Raw genomic sequence first — 18,136 nt, 5'->3', positions numbered from 1 at the left:
AAGCATGAGAAGACAGCATGATTTTCATCATGTTATCTTCTCATGCTTTTAGAGTTGGACATTATTCCTATAATTTACAATTGGTTTATATTCAATGTTTACAATAAAAAACTAGTAGTATCCGCTCTAGATAAAGTCAATTTTGATTATACTCTAACTTTACATAGTAAGAATATCTACCTCCATGCTTTCAAACTAAACATCGAAGCATCTTGTTTCATAAATAATTTCTCACCATAATAAAATGTCTCACTAGAGACTGAATTAAACCCAATTTCTTCCATTTGTTTTTTTAGTTTGGCTTGTGAAAAACCATTATGCACTTTCTCATGACTAATTTTTTTGTTTTTATCAAAATCAACAATTAAAATCTGTCCCTTTGAATTTAACGCTTGAAACAATGCTTTTAGTATATCAAGTGTATCAGGAACATGTAAAAGAACTAAGGAAACGATAATTATATCTGCTCTTATCCCTAACGTGTCCCCTTTAGAAAAACTTCCTACTATTGTTTTAGCATTTACTTGATTTTTTTGCTCAACTTTTTGATCGACAATACGGATCATTTCTTTAGACGGATCAACAAATAGTATTTCCTTAAAGTCATCTGCCATTTGTAATCCGATCAATCCTGTACCACAGCCATAGTCTAATGCAATTTTATCAGAAGTATTCCCTAACTTTGACTTGATTTCATTTTTGATAATCGTTGCCAATTCTAATTGTTTCGGTGAATCGTAATGCTCGGCGATTCGATCAAAGACATTCATAAGCAATTCCCTCCTCTTAGCTTTTCTGACGTTTATCTATTGAATGTTTGCTGAAGTTTCTTACAAATATCATAATCAAAAGGAGTAAATCGATCTTTTAATTTATATTTTTTTATCTCATTAAAACACATAAACTGGGCTGCTATCACTTCGTCTTCTTGAAGAGATAGGAAAGAAAGTTCAGACTCTTCTACTATAATGCCTAATTCTTCATGTAATTCCCATATAGCCGCTTCTTTCCTTTTTTCATTTGGTTCAACAGCTCCACCTGGAATTTCCCAGTATAGTCCCATTTGCTTTTTAGGGCGCCTTTGGGTAACTAAAAATTCTCTATTCGAATTCAATGCCGCTAATTGAAATTCGCCATCTCAGAGTGCTTTTTCTCGCTCAATCACTTTTCCAATTCTCACGCGATTTGTATCATAAATATCAGGCACACGCACTACCTTTTTTTCTTTATGAATTTACCTATTTCATTATCAAAAGAGGCTAGGACATAACTCTGCGAGTTATATCCTAGCCTTAAGGAATCCGAATAAACGGTGGGAGCAAAAGCAAATCCTTCTGAAATAAGTTAAACGCTTCTGTCCCAAATTTCCATTATTTTTTAAGCTGGCTCACCATAATCAACTGGTTTATCGAATTCTCCTGGCGCATCATCATAGATATGTCCGTAAACGATAACAGGCATTCCAGCATAAGCACCGTTGAAGATTTGAGCAACAGCATCCCCAGGAGTATTAATACAACCGTTACTACCAAAGTTTGTTTTATATGTTTCTTTATTTCCAAAATATTCTGCTTTGTAGTCTGCATCATGAATCCCGATCTGCGTCACTACACCGCCAAAACTCTTCAATGGCATCCAATATTTTACTGGTACACTATATTTTGAACCATCTAACATTTCGCCTTCTAATTTTGTATCCGTATCTTTGTACAAAATAGTATGGAACCCAGGAACCGTTGCAGTCCCTTTATTATAACGACCAGTAATCACATCCGTTTCAACGACCTTAACACCGTTTTTAAAGAAATACATTTTTTGATCGTTTAAATCAATTTCCACATAATCTTTGTCAACGATGGGAGATTGATTGACATCGCCATCGATTGGTACTGTAATTTCTTCTGTATCTTTATCACTATTGATTGCTTGAACAATTAAATCTCTTGTTTGCGGCATATTAATATCCCAACCATAACTGCCATTGTTTTTATATTTTGTTGTGACACCATGAACATTTTTGAAAATGATTGGTTTGAAGATTGAACCATATTTTTGATTCGTCTGTTCCACCCAAGCGTATACTTTGTTAGGATCAATATCTCCTTTTTCATTCATAAATGACTGTAATTCTTCTTTGGTAAGAGTCAATTTTTCACCATTGATATCAAGTGTGATTGCTTTATTTTCTTTTTTAGACATTAATGCTAATTTTTCTTGTAAACCTTTATCCTCTTTTGTCACTGTCGGTTTTTGATAAAATGCTGTGACATCGTACACGTAGTTGCCTTTATTCTCATCAACATCTTTTATTACTTGGTTCATCAATGCTTCTTTGTCAACAGCCGTCCCAACTTGTTCGGGTACAATTTGATAATTACCATCAACTTTTTCAATACGAGCGTCTTGACTTGGTGTCCCTTCTTCAAAGGTAAGTTCATTTAATTTATTTTTCAATTCTGTTTTATAATCTTCATTAATAGGTAATTTTATTGAACGATCCCCAATATTTTGTTTCAAATACTCTTCTGTAATTTCATATTTTTTAGGTAATTCAATTTTTTCTTCTTTACCATTCACTTTGATTACAACGGATTCATCTTTATTTAGTTCTTCTAACTTTTTCTTCGCATCTTTTGCGTTTAGTAAACTGATATCAACCCCATTTGCCTTTGCCGAGATAAAGAAATGCGATTGAAAATATACAAGTCCGCCAGTAAATACCAATGCTAAACAAATCAGCACACCAACTAACGGCACTAACCATTTCTTTGATTTCTTATTTGGATGAGGATTATTTTTAGGTGCCTTTGCATTTTTTGCTGAGCGGCTAACTGATTCTTCATTTTCCATTATGCTATCTTCCTTTTTTTATGATTTATATGCTTACTTCAATTTAATGACTTTTCCTGCTTTAGAAATAAAATAAAAGGAAATAACCCTTCCTACTATGATTACCTTAATTTTTTTCTATTCTTACTATAGATATTTTCATTTTAAAGCTAGTTTAGTTAAATTCCTCTCAATCTTCAATTTATTTGCTTACATATGAGAAAAATTTCATGTTTTTATGTATAAATGCTGAATTTTAAATTTTCTATCAACAGGAAATGACAATCATCAAAATTTCATACAGTGTAATTACCATTCTACCACATATCAGGGAAAGGAAAAAAGGCTATTTGGCAATATCTTTGGTAAAATTCTAATTAATTTACAATAAACTTAAAAATATACCCCAAATTGTGCTCAATTTGTCTCAACGTCTTATTTATTTTAGTGGCTCATACTAAAATCTGCCGTATACTGCATCACTTTTTTAGCCACTTTTTGATCATAAATTAGATTATTCTTTTGTGAAAACTTATATGCAATTTGATCAAACTGTTTTTGCAATGAAATTAACGCTTTCCACGCTAAAGAAACACTAGACAAATTCATTGTTTTTATAACTGCCTCATATTGTTCAACTGTTAAATAATTAGGTAAGTATTTATAATTTTTCCCGACACTGAAAGTAAAACCATACTCTGATCCCACTTGCCACGCTAATAAACGTAACAGCTCTTTTCGACAGTATTCATTTAAATGATCTGTTGCGTAAAACAATTCCCCACGACACAATCCTTTGACAACATATGTGCTGATCCACCAAAATTGATTACAACAATCGGAAAATTCTTCTTGATTAGGACATTTGGTCCAGTAATTTTGATCAGTCGCTGCTGATAACTTAGGTAATAATGCCCCCTTATCCAATAAAATTTCAGCTAAACGATCCCCTTCATTCCAAGTGTTCGCCTGCTCTTTTGGACAGAGAGTCAAATCGATTCGATTCCCATCTTTAAACAACATTAAGTATGTAAACTTTCCATTCCCAGTCGGTGAAAATAACGTCATATCTTCTGGTGTTTGCATAATCAAACGAGAGCCAAATCTATCAATCCAAGATTGATCTTTTACGAAAGCATCTAACGATTCTACAATATAAACAATATCATAATCCTGAAACGAATCTTTTGGTATATTTTTATTTGTCCGTGAACCGTTCATCCCAGCAGCCAAAACGTTAGGATCTTTTATTGCTGTATCTAAAATCAATCGAAACATTTCTTCTTCTGTTCTCATAAATACCTCCATTTTTTTATTTTACTATAGAGTATAATAATAAATTATCAGTCATACTATACTTTCTCTTAAAATCGTTAAAAAAACTTTAAATAAGAAGACATCAATACTATTGTCTCTATTTATCTACTACACTAGTTAAGAAAGGTTGTGGTGTTATGAAATGGGTGAAACGAATCATGTTGATTATTATAGGTTTAGGAATTATATATGTTGGTCTCATTCTTTTCCTAATTTTAAGTGGGACAAAAGATCAGCCAACAGCATCACCTGACACTGTGCTTATTTTAGGTGCACAAGTAAAAGGGTCTTCAAAAGACAATGCCTATCCAAGTACTGTTTTAAAAGAAAGATTGGATGCCGCCATTCCTTATCTGAAAGAACATCCTAAAGCAACAGTCATCGTTTGCGGTGGTCAAGGTTCTGATGAACCTGATAGTGAAGCAAATGTGATGGCAGAATATCTAAGAGTTAATGGAATTTCACAAAAACAAATTCTGACGGAAGATACCTCAACGCGTACCAAAGAAAATATTCAAAATGCTCAAAAGAAGCAAGTTTTAGGAAATACCGTCATAGTTACTAGTGATTTTCATATGTATCGCTCAAAATTATTAGCAAAACGTTTAGGGATTTCTGAGCTTAGCGGACTTCCAGCTGTTTCAAAATCTTCTGCTACCTTTAAAACATATATTAGAGAAATTGGTGCATTAGGTTATGGTTTACTTTTTGATCATTGATTTTGAGTGCGCTTCTCTTGGTATCACGTGCCCATCGTTTGCTCTATAATCGCTGATTAAATTGCATCATCTACTCTGATGAGGTTGGGACAGAAGTGTTTAGCTCCGAGAAATAAGAGGAAACTCACGAAAATTGCTCTTCAAATTTTTGTGAATTTCAACTTATTTCCGAAGGAGTTGCTTCTGCTCCCACCGTTTATTCGGATTTATTAAGGCTAGGGTATAACTCGTAGAGTTATGTCCTAGCCTCTTTTCTGGGATAAGAAAAATACCCGACCTTTGGGGAAGGACGGGAAAGGAGTTAAAAATGAAAAAGTGTTTTATTAGGGTTGTTGTTGGTATGCTTATATACTACTAGTTAATTGTGAAGAAAATATGATATTTTTTTATTTATTTTATAAAAATTATTGATTAGGAGTTGAATTTTTTAACACTTCATTTTGACTATACAACTAGACAAAATCTCATGACTCCGGTTTATCTAGTTTCTTTTTTAGTTTCTGATATTTTTTCTGTTGTCTTTTCCGTTCTTTTTTAATTTTTTGATTAAAATAATAGATGATCCCTAAAATTACGGCTAGAGTTACGACTATTATGATAACAATAATAGTCCATGGCACTTTTTTCTTTTGGTCAGGAGGTAGATTACTGGCAATCGCATTATATTCTTTTGCTTCTTTTTCTCTTATAGTGAGTTTTCTTTCCCAAGTCCAATCTTTATAACCATCATTTGCTTTAATTTTAACGGTATAATTTCCCGCAACGAAAGGTTGGTCATTTAAGTCTATTTTATAATTAAAATTCGTGTTTGGCGCCATTTTTAAAGATTCTTGATGATTTTCATAGCGAGGCTTTGTTTCATCTTCATAATAAAGTTTAGCATCTACCTGCAGTTCTTTGATCATTGCAGCTTCTTTATTTTGAATGTTCATAATAACCGCATTTTTACCATTTAATTGAGTCGCCTTCACATCATTCAGTGCTAATTCTGGTCGGACTTCCTTATCTGTCTCACTCAATAGTACACCCACAACATAAGAAAAACGATTACCAACGGCTAAAGCTCCTTCATTTTTAGCCTCTTTAGCTTCTTTTTGCTCAAAATAAAGGCCACCTAAAACATAGCCATCAAAGGAATCTTTAGGTATATCAATTGTACATTCGACTATTTTGTTTGATTTTTTTGGTAAAATAATTTCTTTTGGAATTGAAGCAATTTCACTAAATGTAAAAATGGCTGATGAATCTTTTTTTGTCTCTTTATAAGAGTAGTCAACGATCCCATTATCATTTGTAATTGCCGAATTTGCTGAAGCATATACTGTAATTTCTTTTTCTGTATCGTTTGTCAGTTCTATGCTAATTTTCTGAGTTTCTCCTGCCACAACTCTTAAATCAAAATAACTAATTTCCTTGCTTCGCTGACTCTCCGGTAAAATAGCTTTAACACTGAAATCAATTTCACTAGCATGACCGACTAATCCAATCGTCACTGAAGCGAATAAAATAATAGCAAACAAAAAATGAGTAAACTTCTTTTTCATAGTTAAAACTCCTTTATAACAATTTATAATGACACTGAAAAGAACACTATTCACAGAGAAATAGGTTCTTTTCAGTAAATCAGCTATAAAATCACGTTACACTAATTCATAAAATCATATAGCATTTCTATTAAATCGGACTATCATTCAACGTCCAAGTAAGCGTCGTCTTGTATTGATCATTTGCAACTTTTGTTGTTGCGTTAGGTACGGTCAATTTAACCCCTTGTGCTGCCCCAGCACCCGATCCAAATGCAAGCGTCCAAGTTCCTATCCCTGTAGAAAGTGCTGCGGTAGCTACTGGAGAAGACGCTGCACCTGAAGGATCTAATACTACTGGCACTGTTACCGGTGCCAGTGCAATCAACTGAGTAGAATTTGGTGTTGCAGCGACTAAGCTCATCTGAGCATTCGTTAAAACAACTGGTGTACTAGCCCCAGTTTTAAACTGACCATTTTGTTTCACTGTAAGTTTCCAACCAAGGTTTAGACCACGTTTATCCGTTACTTGAACATAGTTAGGCACACTGATCAAGGTAGTCGTTGCATTTTGAACCTGATCTAGTTGAGCATAGTAGGTGGCATCTGACGTTTGAATCGCTTTAGTCCCAAAATGGAAATTAGATACATAATCCAAACTCAGTGGTCCACCTGTTCCTGGTTGGTGGGGATCATTTGGATTAGGGGTAACTGGCGAAGTGGGATCTGCTGGATTGACGGGCTGTGTTATTGTTGTATCTTGAGAAAAACTAATATCTGCATTTGAATTTAAAGATCCTACGCTAACCGCTTCCACAACTGTTCCTCCGACAATACCACATGAAATAAGTACAGCAACAGTAGATAAAGAACCTAAAATCTTTTTCATTTGTACTTCCTTCTTTCTATTTTTATTTTTATTTTAACTTCCTATTTTGTAAGAAGTAACACCCAGATTATAAAGGAGCATCCGATAAAATCCATTGTAATTGCGCAGTATACGATTCATTTACATTGATATTTACACTAGGAGTGAGGTTTAAAAATACACCATTTTGCTGATTCCAAGGAATAGCGACATTATTATTATCAGGAGAAGTGTAAGCATAAGCTTCTGAAGCAATTGTCGTGATTGACGTATCCTGTCCATTTTTTCGATAAACAAACGCTTGATTGATTACCTTTTCTGTCGTTGTGGATTTCATCGGCTGACTTTCTCTAACAAGTAAGTGCCATTGATTTTTGGCCACTCGTCCATCAGCAACCATCAATGAAGTATCCACTACACTAGGACTATAAGTTGTTGTTTTCGATGGTACAGGTATATTTTTAAACGAAATTTGCTTAGGGGACTGAACAAAACGCAAGGCTCCATCTTCAACTAAGACTGAGTTTGCATTATTTTGCGGCGTAATTGCTTCTCCCCCACCGTCAACTCCACCAATAATACTAGAAAAAGACAATGATTGTCCGACTGTACTCTGAGCTGCTACTCCTGTGTACTGCAACTTAAAAGTCGTATTTGGCTGTGTAAAATTATTTATAGGAAGCGTATTTTGATAATACCAATATTGCTGATTTAAATTAGAGTCTGTTAAGAGCCGTGTTCCTAATATTGGGGTTTGTACACCAGTACTTGAGATTTTTATCAGAGTTACTGAACTTAATTGAGCTATTCCATTTGGAATATAAGCCTTTAACATCTGCTGACTCCAAGTTGCTGGCTGATTGGTCAACGTTGTTGTTAATGTGTAGCGAATTGTTTGACCCGTAACAACAGATGATGCTGTTTCCCAATTTCCTTGTGCATTCAGTCTTTCCATCATCTGTGTGACGGAAATGTTTGGCTTTAAATAGGGAATCGTTTGATTGTAACTTGTGCTCGTTACTAAAATAGATCCAGTCCGGTTACTTAGTCCTTGCACTGACAAATTGACCGTTTCCCCACCATTAAACATCGGCAAATTAGAAAACTGAAAAGTGCCATTTGCGTTAAGTGGTGTGGTATATATTGTTCCTCCATTTATTTGCAACGCTACTTGGTAAGTCCCAGCACTTGTTTGCACTGCAGTTCCCGAAAGTTGAGTCGTTCCTGGTGTTGCGGTGCTGGCTGTTACTGGCTTGATTGACCAACTAACAGCCTGTATAGCAGAAGATGGACTTTGAATATAATTACTTGATGTTTTTGATTGCGCGATAATGAATGCTGAAATACTATCTCCATATTGTAAAGGGGATGCTAAAACGGTACTAAAGTTTCCAGATGCATCGACTGGTATCTTACTAACTATGATTGGTGCCGATGTTCCATCCGATCGAGTAATCGTGAGCTGAACAGTATAAGTATATGCACTATTTTGTATTTGTTGGATATTACCGCTTACAGTTGTTTGTAAATTTAAAATGGGACTATTTAAAATGGGTGCTGTAACATTAGGAACACCATTCCCTATTGACATAGAAGGCAATGCTATAACAGCGGATTGCGAAACATTTCCTAAAACTAAATTTATAATATTTAACCCATCCGTTGATGAACCGAATACGCCTTTGATGGGATAGTTTATACCATTACTTGCTGGTGGTATCGTGATGCCATTTTGATACAAAGCTGCTACGTCAAAACTGAAGCTAACTGCCCAACGGCTAAGACCTAACAAACTGACAATGTTAGTGGGAAATGTGACATAAACTGAATTATAGGCACTACTATACGCTAAGGTAAATCCACGCGTCGTATCTTGAATGTTATAGCTGACACTTCCAATTAATGCTGCAGGAAGCGTCACTGTTCCATAAAGTAAGGATAAAAAACTTTGTTGCTTTGTCGTACTTCCATTGATTTGACTGGCTATTTCCGTAGGCAATTTTAATATTATCAACGGTTGACCACCTAATGATAAATCTAGAGTAGGTGTATAAGTATATGACATAGTAATAATCGACTGGCTCGTGCTACCGGTTGTGTAAGTTCCGCTAAGCGCGCCTGATCCTACAGTAACCAAGCGTTCTTGTTTTTCCTTTACTAACTTAGGCTTTTCATTTTTCATTTCAGGCTGCTCATACACTACTTCATCTTCTGCATAAACTTGATGCACATCAATTAATAGAACACTCAATATCGATCCTACTAAAAATAGAAATAACCATTTCCGTTTCACACTAACGCCTCCTCATTGATTAATGATTTATTAGCCGATTAGCTTTAAACATTCTGAAATTATACAAAAATATTATTTAAATATTATTTTATAAAAAAAAGATAAATTTATTTATTACCTTAATTCTATACTACGATTGAAATAAAGTAAAATATTTCTCTTTACTATTTTAAAAATTTATTAAAAAATATTAAATTAAAAATAAAATATATATATAATTTTTACACACTTAAAATTCTCAATTTTTTATATGAAATTCGAAATATTTGAGAATTTTAACTATAGATGCTATTATACTATTGTTCTTAGTTTTTCATATTGTGTTTCCCTTCATATAGTGTGTGTATGAAGGGTTTTTTGTATAAAAAAAAGAATCCTTAATAAATAAGGATCCCGATATTATTACTCACCTAAATCAACATTATGATACACTTTTTGAACATCATCAAGGTCTTCTAAAACATCGATCATTTGTTCAAATTTTTCTAAATCTTCCCCAGTTAATTCTACATCGTTTTGTGCAATCATTTCTAATTCTGCTACTGAAAATGCTTCGATTCCCTTTTCTTTGAGCGCTTCTTGCACTGCATGTAAATCTTCTGGTTCAGTATAGACAATGATTTGACCTTCTTCTTCTGTAACATCACGAACATCAATGTCTTTTTCCATCAGATATTCAAGAATTTCATCTGCATCATTACCTTCAAAGCCAATGACACCTGTATGATCGAACATATAAGCTACTGCACCACTAACACCCATATTTCCACCATTTTTCCCGAATGCTGCACGAACATCTGACGCAGTACGGTTTACATTATTCGTCAACGCATCAACGATGACCATTGAGCCATTTGGTCCAAATCCTTCATAACGCAATTCAGAATATTGTTCATCGCCGGAACCTTTAGCTTTTTCTATTGCTCGGTCGATGATATGTTTTGGAACATTATATGTTTTTGCGCGCTCGATAACAAACCGTAATTTTTGATTTGCTTGAGGGTCAGGATCACCCGATTTCGCTGCTACGTATATCTCAATTCCGAATTTTGCATAAACTCGGCTGTTGGTTGCGTCTTTGGCAGCTTTTTTCTCTTTAATATTTGCCCACTTACGACCCATATTCTCACTTCGCTTTCATTCATTATTATTTTTTTGATTATAGTGCCTTTCTCATTATACTTGGCAAACGGACTTTTGTTAAGTGTTTTTTTCTTTTAAAGAATACGAATCGGAAAACGACCAAAACTTTGTTCTAAAATATTGGAATTCCCTAACTGATAAAGCATATTACTACGAATATCAAGTGCTAACTGAGAGCCCAAATTCTTGGAAATTTTTGTGATCAGTGGTAATTTTAGTTTCTTTTTTTCTTCTCGTAAAAAACGTTGCCCTTGTTCTGTAAAGCCAAGAACTTGCAAGTGACTATACTTCCATGCATTTTCTATTTCCTGTTGTTTCACATTATTTAAAATGTAAGTTGCTAAACGTTGCAGACGTGTCCACGTATAACGTTTTGTTTTGGCTTGTTCCATAAACTTCTGAAAAGAGTCCGAAGTCTTAGCCGCTTCTTGCAATCGATATTCAATGCCTTCTTTCATTTGATAAATCGTTTGTAATTCTGCAATTGAACTGCTGATTAATTTATATTTTAATAAAGGCCAATAATCTTCCCAAGAAACTGTAGGTGTACTCACCAAATCTACTATAACTTGTTTTGGTACTACTTGGTTGATTTGATCTAATTCCTCTGAGAAAATGGCTTTCCTTATCGCCGTTGCACTGGCAAATTCTTGATGTATTTTGGTATCATGATAACCTGCTTTTTCTCTTGGTAAAGGATATAAAGTCATTGGCTTTTCATACGCGGCATTTTCTTTTGCGTAACTTAATCCTAAAATATGATTAGGTGAAGAAAAATCTAAGCCGCTATTTGGATAAAGTTTACGAAAAACTTCTGTCATTTGCTGAGGATAACTCATACCATTATTTTTAATGATCTGATAGGTGTGATTGATTTCTTTCTGATGCTTGTAAACAAAATTACCAAACTGCTCATAATCCATATCTTTTTGATTATCGGTACCAAAACATAATGCATCACAATGGAATGCCTGAAGCAATTTTACTCCACCAGCAGCAAAATAATCAGCTGATTGTACAGCATAAGCAAATGGCAATTCAACAACAAGATCAACACCATGACTTAAGGCTTCATTGGCTCGTGTCCATTTATCGATAATCGCAGGTTCCCCTCGTTGTAAGAAATTCCCACTCATCACAGCTATGACAACTTCTGCTCCACTTAGCTCCCGCGCCATTTTTGCATGGTACTGATGTCCATTATGAAAAGGATTGTATTCAACAATAATGCCACAACTTTTCATCTGTATTCTCCTTTGCCCAGATCATTTCTATTAGAACTCTATCATACCATTTTTATTTTACTACTGAAACAAAATAAAAAGGCTCTATACTTTTTGATGTTGGTGAACAATCACCGGCATCTTTTTTAATGCAAAATAATAGAAAAGACACCCTGATATCCTTTAGAATTAAGTCGTCTAAAACCAATCAAAAGGGGAAATCAAGATGTCCTATACAAATCTTATCAAAGAAACCTTAGATATTCTAGACTTAAACATTACTTTTAATGAAAATTCTTTAAAAAAAGAACGCATTAAAGGACGGATCTGCCAGGAGTTTTCTGGTACGTTGGACTATTTAACGCACTCCTGTCCTCATTGTGGTGCCCATGAAGACGGATTGATTATTCGTTGGAGCTTTACAACCTGTCTGATTTTACTGAATGATGTTTCTGAATACCAAACATACTTACGCTTGAAGAAACGCCGTTTTTTCTGTCATTCTTGTGATAGAACCTTTGTCGCTGAAACAAGTCTTATCGAAAAGTGTTGCTCGATCTCTAAGAAAGTTAAGCTTTCGATTGCCGAGCGTCTACGAAACACTTCGTCTATGACCGAAATTGCCCGTCAAAAGAAGGTCTCTGTTTCCTCTGTTTATCGCGTATTGAAACAGTTTTACGAACCCCTAAAAATCAATCGACTCATCTTGCCAGAAGTTCTTTGTTTTGATGAATTTAAATCAGTGAAACAAGTCGCTGCCTCTATGAGTTTCATTATGATGGATGGACAAACAACGCAATTACTCGATGTCGTTGAAAACCGCCAGTTGCCTTTTTTAGAACGCTATTTCTCACGATTTTCTTTATCTGTTCGTGAAGGTGTAAAATACATTGTTTGCGATATGTACGCGCCTTATTTTTCTTTAGTTAAGAAACTATTTCCCATAGCTCAGATTGTTCTTGACCGCTTCCATATTGTGCAACACATTGGGCGAACATTCTTAAAACACCGGATTCAACGGATGAATACCTTTCTCCATCAAGGATCTGTAGAGACAAAAAAATACCGTCACTTGAAGAAATACTGGAAACTGCTTCAAAAGAATCAATCGAAGCTTAAGTTTGAAAAACGCCCTTGGCGTCCTTCCTTCCGTGCCTATTTAACAGAAACAGAACTCGTGGATCGGTTACTTCCTATTATGAAGAATTAAAAGCTGGCTATACCTTTTATCAGGATTTTCTCTATGCCATACAAACAAGAGATTATACACGGTTTCACGCGTTATTAGAACAAGATTATTCTAGGCTTCCAGCTTATTATCAAACAACTATTACTACCTTTAAAAAGTGCAAGCTGGCATTAAAAATACGTTGGATTTGCCTTATTCCAACGGTCCTTTAGAATGCTTGAATAACCATATCAAAGTATTAAAGAGAAATGCCTACGGCTTCCGTAACTTCTATAATTTTAAATTGAGAATTACTTTATGCTTTGGGTCTGTTCTTTTTCAACCAAATAGAAAAACCTAGAGGCATTTCCCTCTAGGCTTCATCATTGATTTAATTCTTTGGATTTTCTTCACCAACATTAGTTGACAAAGAGCCAATAAAAAACGAGCGTTCGAAACTTCGAAAAGTTCTTCCCCACTCATTTTTATTATTTTTTACAAACAAAAAACCAACGTTTGCTTTCATCATTAGGTACTTCATCGGTAAAATCTGCATATACTTCGACACTCACAAAGCCGGCACTTTCAAGCATCATTAAATAGTTTTCCATTGTATAAGTACGTTCTTGATGCAGTTCATCTTGACGAATAAAAACTTCATCATTCTCATGCTCTTTTACAAAAAATGTTAGAAAATGCTCAATGCTATGCTCTTTTTCGCCAGGATAGCTATCCCACAAAAAAGCGAATTCTTCTGTTTGATAATGATAACTATACTCTGGAAATACTTTGTCTACTTGATGAATCGAATGAACATCAAAAATAAAGATTCCTTCGTCTTCTAAGGCTTGATAAACATCGTCAAATACTTGTTGAACTTCTTGACGATTTGCCATATAACACAGTGAATCAGAAAAACAAGTGATTGCATTGTATTGGCCCATTTCAGATAAATCCATCATATTCCCTTGGACAAACTGAACATGGACATCTTCCTCAGCTGCTCGTTTACTTGCCATCATCAGCATTTCTTCCGATAAATCTAACGCAGTTACAGTAAATCCTGCTTTGGCAAAATTCACAGCCAGCGCCCCAGTACCACAAGCCATTTCTAAAACATCCATTTTTCCTTCTGGTAAATGGCGTTTTGAAAACTCCAACCACTGATCATACAAGCTATCGTCCATTACTTCATCGTAAACAAAAGCAAATGTTTCGTAGGCCATATTATTCGACCCAAACGTGCAGATCGACCATTGGCGCATCTGACCAAAGTTTTTCTAAATTGTAAAATCCACGTTCTGCGGATTGGAATACATGAACGATGATATCGCCTAAATCGATCAATACCCATTTACCGCCATCTTTTCCTTCGATACGTTTTACTTCTACGTCTGCTTCTTCTTCTTTTTCAATAATTTCTTCCACGATTGCATTAATTTGACGTTCACTTGTTGCTTGGCAAATCATAAAGTAATCTGCTAAAAGTGAGATCTCCTGCACATCTAAAGCGACAATTTCCTCGGCTCGTTTTGAATCAGCTGCTTTTACAGCGATTTCTAAAATCTGTTGACTATCTATGATGGTTTCCTCCCATTATTTAATGTAAATTTTTGTTTTCTTTGTAACTTAAAACTAAATACTTTGTTCAGCTTTTCCCTGATCTAGCTTCAAAAAACAACTCTTGAGGAAATTAGATAATCTTCTTGTGGAAAAACATTCCATATTCAGATTCCTAAATTTCTAAAGAGCTAAACGTTTTGTTCAGCTTTTCCTACTACCCAATAATTATACGTCTCAATTGTTTTGGGATAAATTTTTTGTTCTTGTTCAATAAGATGCAGCAATGTATGTTTTGTTTCAAATGCAACTGCTTCATCCAAATCGACTAAGGCTAATTTTCGTGCTTCTTTTACGCCTGGAAAGTTCCGACCAGGTTCGATGTAATCAGCAACATAAATGATCTTATCCAGCAGACTCATTTTGGCAGCACCTGTCGTATGCAGACGAATCGCTTCTAAGATCTCTTCGTCATCAATGCCTAATTCCCTTTGAACCATACTGGCGCCAACAAGTCCGTGCCAAATTGCATTATCATAATTCAGTAAATCATGATCATAGCCATCCCGCTTGATAATTAGCTCAAACTCTTCATCTGGACGTTCTTTTGCATAATCATGAGTCAATGCCGCAATACTTGCCTTTTCCTTGGAAGCTCCGTATTTAGCCGCTAAAGCTATCGCCGTCTCCTCTACACCTAAAACATGTTGAAACCGCCGTTCACTCATATGCATCTGAACTTCTTGCATCAATTCTTCCCGTTTAAGCGACGTATATTTTCCGCTAAAATCCATCTACATACAGCTCCATCTCTTCTATATAGTGTATCACACTATCAGGCAATAAGTAGCGTGTAGAACAACCATTCTTGATCTTTTCCCGAATCAATGTTGAACTAATATCCATTTGAGGAACATCCACCCAAATAATCGGATAAGATGTGATTGTGCCATAATTGGGACGGCGAATCCCCACAAAATTGGTTAAAGTAAGTAATTCGTCAATTTTATACCACTTTGGTAAATATTCTACCATGTCTCCGCCAATGATAAAATAGTAATCTGTATCAGGGTTATTTTGAGTTAAAGCTTTCATTGTGTCATAGGTATAACTTTTACCCTTACGTAACAATTCGATAGGCTCCACAGCTAAATTTTTATTATCCGCAATCGCTAGTTCCAACATTGCCAAACGATGTTTGCTATCGATCGTTTCTTTTTCATCTACATGAGGCGGTAAATAAGTAGGCATCAAATAGACTTTATCAAGGCCAAGCTGCTGCTGTACTTGGTCAGCCATCACTAAATGAGCCACATGAATTGGATTAAAATTCCCGCCTAATATTCCTACCTGTTTACGCTTTTGAAAAAGCTCAGCTTCTTCCACAATTACTTCTGCTTTTAATGCTGCATTCGTATTTGTCCCCATTTTCTTACCTCCAAGTTTTAAATTGCTTTAACTTCTTTAGAGATTTTTTGATATTTTTCGTTAGATGATGGTTTAAACAAAACTAATACGCGACCAATGATTTGAACGATATCGCAACGAATGTCTGCTTTTAACGCTTCTGCTACATCTTCAGCAATCTCATCAGTATTTTGTAGTAACGTGACTTTTATCAATTCACGTTTTTCCAAAGCTTCATTGATCTGTACCACCATCGCAGAATTCAAGCCGCCTTTCCCAATTTGAAAAATTGGTTGTAAATGGTGGGCTTGGCTACGTAAAAAACGTTTTTGTTTTCCTCTTAAATCCACTAAATTTCCTTCTTTCTATTCTAACATATGATTAAATCAAAGCTTTTCTTCTTAAAACATCTACGCCTTTTGGTGCCCATCCGGCAACGACACAAGGTTCTGTTACCGTGATCCAGCCAAGTCCTGCAAAGACAATATCTGTTTTTTCTTTGATCGAAAATTCAAAACGAACCAACTCTGGAAAATCTGCTACTTCATCCGGACGAGGTGGTTGTAATAAACCACCTACATGTTTGTCATAGAAATCATCTGCTGTTGCTAATTTTGTGCGGTGAATCGATAAATCATTCGACACATAGGCAATAAATGAACTACGTTCCCCTTGAATAAAATCAAAACGGGCTAAACCGCCTAAAAATAAGGTTTGCTCTGGATTCAGCTGATATACTTTTGGTTTTATTTCTTTTTGTGGCGCGATGATTTTCAGGTCTTTTTTACCAAGGTAATGCGCCATTTGATGACGATGAATGATTCCGGGCGTATCAATCAGGAAATGTCCGTCATCCAGCGGAATTTCTATTTTATCTAATGTTGTTCCTGGAAATTGCGACGTTGTGATGACATCTTGAACGCCAGCAGTCTGCTTGATGATTTGATTGATCAAGGTTGATTTCCCAACATTTGTTACCCCAACCACATAAACGTCTTTACCATCACGATATTTTTCGATCGTCTCAAGCAAGTTTTCCATTTCCTGAGGTTTCTTAGCACTAGTTAATAAAACATCGACAGGACGTAAGCCTTCTTCATGAGCACGCTCTCTCATCCATTGAATCATTTTGGGTTTCTTTAATGATTTTGATAGAATATCGACTTTGTTTCCTACCATCAATACTGGATTATCTCCAATAAAACGATGTAGTCCTGGAATCAATGAACCATTGAAATCAAAAATATCAACAACATTCACGATTAAAGCATCTTCTTTACCCAATCCATTTAACAAACGTAAAAAATCATCATCAGTCAATTGAACATCTTGAATGTCATTGTAATGTCGTAATCGAAAACAGCGTTGGCAATAAACTTCCCCTGTCTCCATACCTTTCTCAAAAGCAGCCTTTGGCGTAAACCCAAGTTCATCTGGCTGTTCTGTTTGAATGACTGCACCACAACCGATGCACTGAATTGCTTCATTCTCACTCATTCTAGTCCGCCTTTCCATATCATATCTGGATGTTTCTTCGCTAAATGTTTCATGATTTTTCGTTCAAAAAAGCGATTAATCTTTGTATTCCATCCATCAGTATCAACGATTGGACGAACTAAAATATTTCTAATGCCAGCTGCATTGGCACCTCGAATATCTGTCATGATCTGATCACCGACCATAACTAATTCTTCTGGTTTCATATTTAGTTTTTTCTCAGCTTCTCTGAATCCTCTTGTTGAAGGTTTCAACGCTCTAGATACATATTCTAAATCAAATTTTTCTACTACTCGTTTGATACGGCTAGATTTATTATTTGAAACGACTACAACTGGAATCTCGGCATTTTTCATTTCAAGAATCCACGTCAATAATTCTTCAGTTCCGTCTGGATTGTCCCAAGCGATCAACGTATTATCCAAATCGGTCAACACAGCTTTGATTCCTAATTTTTTTAATTGGTTCGGTGTGATTTTATAAATCGCATCGACCATCCAAGTTGGTTTAAATTTTGAAAACATAGTAACTCCTCTCATCTCCACGATGAACTTTCTCATAGTGAAAGGAGTACTAAGCTAGCACTCCT

The 18,136-nt window shown here is 35.2% G+C and carries 17 protein-coding genes and 1 pseudogene; 2 read left to right on the top strand and 16 right to left on the bottom strand.

Annotated features, from left to right (window positions below):
* Positions 1-176 precede the first annotated feature (176 nt).
* From AC4BC4_RS03950 to AC4BC4_RS03935, 4 genes are all read right to left on the bottom strand, one after another.
* Positions 177-770, bottom strand: a complete 594-nt coding sequence (locus tag AC4BC4_RS03950) for a class I SAM-dependent methyltransferase (RefSeq protein ID WP_490476842.1) — start codon at positions 768-770, stop codon at positions 177-179.
* Positions 771-802: 32 nt separating this feature from the next.
* Positions 803-1,114: an NUDIX domain-containing protein gene (locus tag AC4BC4_RS03945; protein WP_490476841.1), complete on the bottom strand. Its 312-nt coding sequence runs from the start codon at positions 1,112-1,114 to the stop codon at positions 803-805.
* Between the two features lie 263 nt (positions 1,115-1,377).
* Positions 1,378-2,850: a L,D-transpeptidase gene (locus tag AC4BC4_RS03940; RefSeq protein ID WP_490476840.1), complete on the bottom strand. Its 1,473-nt coding sequence runs from the start codon at positions 2,848-2,850 to the stop codon at positions 1,378-1,380.
* A 423-nt stretch (positions 2,851-3,273) separates the two neighbouring features.
* Positions 3,274-4,125: an aminoglycoside 6-adenylyltransferase gene (locus AC4BC4_RS03935; protein ID WP_490476839.1), complete on the bottom strand. Its 852-nt coding sequence runs from the start codon at positions 4,123-4,125 to the stop codon at positions 3,274-3,276.
* Positions 4,126-4,283: 158 nt separating this feature from the next.
* Between AC4BC4_RS03935 and AC4BC4_RS03930 the strand changes: the two genes are divergently transcribed.
* Positions 4,284-4,865 (top strand): YdcF family protein, encoded by a 582-nt coding sequence (locus tag AC4BC4_RS03930; protein ID WP_490476838.1) that lies wholly within the window; start codon positions 4,284-4,286, stop codon positions 4,863-4,865.
* 464 nt (positions 4,866-5,329) lie between these two features.
* Here AC4BC4_RS03930 and AC4BC4_RS03925 read toward each other — a convergent pair whose 3' ends face one another.
* From AC4BC4_RS03925 to AC4BC4_RS03905, 5 genes are all read right to left on the bottom strand, one after another.
* Positions 5,330-6,409 carry a WxLIP family cell surface protein gene (locus tag AC4BC4_RS03925; RefSeq protein ID WP_490476837.1) on the bottom strand — a complete coding sequence of 360 codons (1,080 nt, stop codon included), beginning with the start codon at positions 6,407-6,409 and terminating at the stop codon, positions 5,330-5,332.
* 130 nt (positions 6,410-6,539) lie between these two features.
* Entirely contained in the window at positions 6,540-7,277 is a 738-nt protein-coding gene (locus tag AC4BC4_RS03920; RefSeq protein WP_490476836.1) for a WxL domain-containing protein, read from the bottom strand.
* A gap of 67 nt (positions 7,278-7,344) precedes the next feature.
* A complete protein-coding gene (locus AC4BC4_RS03915; protein WP_490476835.1) occupies positions 7,345-9,549 on the bottom strand; it encodes a hypothetical protein in 2,205 nt (734 codons plus the stop codon).
* Positions 9,550-9,951: 402 nt separating this feature from the next.
* Positions 9,952-10,671: a YebC/PmpR family DNA-binding transcriptional regulator gene (locus AC4BC4_RS03910; RefSeq protein WP_438757114.1), complete on the bottom strand. Its 720-nt coding sequence runs from the start codon at positions 10,669-10,671 to the stop codon at positions 9,952-9,954.
* 95 nt (positions 10,672-10,766) lie between these two features.
* Positions 10,767-11,936: a nucleotidyltransferase gene (locus AC4BC4_RS03905; RefSeq protein ID WP_490476834.1), complete on the bottom strand. Its 1,170-nt coding sequence runs from the start codon at positions 11,934-11,936 to the stop codon at positions 10,767-10,769.
* A gap of 205 nt (positions 11,937-12,141) precedes the next feature.
* Here AC4BC4_RS03905 and AC4BC4_RS03900 point away from each other — a divergent pair.
* Positions 12,142-13,444 (top strand): annotated as a pseudogene (locus AC4BC4_RS03900) (ISL3 family transposase).
* Positions 13,445-13,571: 127 nt separating this feature from the next.
* Here AC4BC4_RS03900 and AC4BC4_RS03895 read toward each other — a convergent pair.
* From AC4BC4_RS03895 to AC4BC4_RS03865, 7 genes are all read right to left on the bottom strand, one after another.
* A complete protein-coding gene (locus tag AC4BC4_RS03895; RefSeq protein WP_490476833.1) occupies positions 13,572-14,309 on the bottom strand; it encodes a class I SAM-dependent DNA methyltransferase in 738 nt (245 codons plus the stop codon).
* Position 14,310: 1 nt separating this feature from the next.
* The gene (gene rsfS, locus AC4BC4_RS03890; RefSeq protein ID WP_490477344.1) at positions 14,311-14,649 is read right to left on the bottom strand and encodes a ribosome silencing factor; all 339 of its coding nucleotides are present in this window, start codon (positions 14,647-14,649) and stop codon (positions 14,311-14,313) included.
* Positions 14,650-14,834: 185 nt separating this feature from the next.
* Positions 14,835-15,437 (bottom strand): bis(5'-nucleosyl)-tetraphosphatase (symmetrical) YqeK, encoded by a 603-nt coding sequence (gene yqeK, locus AC4BC4_RS03885; RefSeq protein WP_490476832.1) that lies wholly within the window; start codon positions 15,435-15,437, stop codon positions 14,835-14,837.
* Positions 15,427-16,071: a nicotinate-nucleotide adenylyltransferase gene (locus AC4BC4_RS03880; RefSeq protein ID WP_438757118.1), complete on the bottom strand. Its 645-nt coding sequence runs from the start codon at positions 16,069-16,071 to the stop codon at positions 15,427-15,429. Before AC4BC4_RS03880 ends, yqeK begins: the two co-directional genes overlap by 11 nt.
* A gap of 17 nt (positions 16,072-16,088) precedes the next feature.
* On the bottom strand, positions 16,089-16,400 hold the full coding sequence (yhbY, locus tag AC4BC4_RS03875) for a ribosome assembly RNA-binding protein YhbY (RefSeq protein ID WP_438757119.1): 312 nt from the start codon (positions 16,398-16,400) through the stop codon (positions 16,089-16,091).
* A gap of 31 nt (positions 16,401-16,431) precedes the next feature.
* Positions 16,432-17,547 (bottom strand): ribosome biogenesis GTPase YqeH, encoded by a 1,116-nt coding sequence (gene yqeH, locus AC4BC4_RS03870; protein ID WP_490476831.1) that lies wholly within the window; start codon positions 17,545-17,547, stop codon positions 16,432-16,434.
* Positions 17,544-18,071, bottom strand: a complete 528-nt coding sequence (locus AC4BC4_RS03865; protein WP_490476830.1) for a YqeG family HAD IIIA-type phosphatase — start codon at positions 18,069-18,071, stop codon at positions 17,544-17,546. The genes yqeH and AC4BC4_RS03865 overlap by 4 nt, the downstream gene beginning before the upstream one ends.
* Positions 18,072-18,136: the final 65 nt, after the last annotated feature.

It is taken from the genome of Enterococcus sp. AMC1086 (genome assembly GCF_058216575.1).
Note: the sequence above shows the minus strand (reverse complement) of the source record. Positions and strands in the feature narration are given on the sequence as shown.

What these genes read in the sequence shown, in the direction of transcription:
- AC4BC4_RS03880 (WP_438757118.1), bottom strand. Translation starts at nt 16,071, where the DNA reads ATGGGGACAAATACGAATGCAGCATTAAAAGCAGAAGTAATTGTGGAA.
- AC4BC4_RS03935 (WP_490476839.1), bottom strand. Translation starts at nt 4,125, where the DNA reads ATGAGAACAGAAGAAGAAATGTTTCGATTGATTTTAGATACAGCAATA.
- AC4BC4_RS03905 (WP_490476834.1), bottom strand. Translation starts at nt 11,936, where the DNA reads ATGAAAAGTTGTGGCATTATTGTTGAATACAATCCTTTTCATAATGGA.
- AC4BC4_RS03940 (WP_490476840.1), bottom strand. Translation starts at nt 2,850, where the DNA reads ATGGAAAATGAAGAATCAGTTAGCCGCTCAGCAAAAAATGCAAAGGCA.
- yqeH (WP_490476831.1), bottom strand. Translation starts at nt 17,547, where the DNA reads ATGAGTGAGAATGAAGCAATTCAGTGCATCGGTTGTGGTGCAGTCATT.
- AC4BC4_RS03910 (WP_438757114.1), bottom strand. Translation starts at nt 10,671, where the DNA reads ATGGGTCGTAAGTGGGCAAATATTAAAGAGAAAAAAGCTGCCAAAGAC.
- AC4BC4_RS03895 (WP_490476833.1), bottom strand. Translation starts at nt 14,309, where the DNA reads ATGGCCTACGAAACATTTGCTTTTGTTTACGATGAAGTAATGGACGAT.
- AC4BC4_RS03930 (WP_490476838.1), top strand. Translation starts at nt 4,284, where the DNA reads ATGAAATGGGTGAAACGAATCATGTTGATTATTATAGGTTTAGGAATT.
- AC4BC4_RS03925 (WP_490476837.1), bottom strand. Translation starts at nt 6,409, where the DNA reads ATGAAAAAGAAGTTTACTCATTTTTTGTTTGCTATTATTTTATTCGCT.
- yqeK (WP_490476832.1), bottom strand. Translation starts at nt 15,437, where the DNA reads ATGGATTTTAGCGGAAAATATACGTCGCTTAAACGGGAAGAATTGATG.
- AC4BC4_RS03865 (WP_490476830.1), bottom strand. Translation starts at nt 18,071, where the DNA reads ATGTTTTCAAAATTTAAACCAACTTGGATGGTCGATGCGATTTATAAA.
- AC4BC4_RS03950 (WP_490476842.1), bottom strand. Translation starts at nt 770, where the DNA reads ATGAATGTCTTTGATCGAATCGCCGAGCATTACGATTCACCGAAACAA.
- AC4BC4_RS03920 (WP_490476836.1), bottom strand. Translation starts at nt 7,277, where the DNA reads ATGAAAAAGATTTTAGGTTCTTTATCTACTGTTGCTGTACTTATTTCA.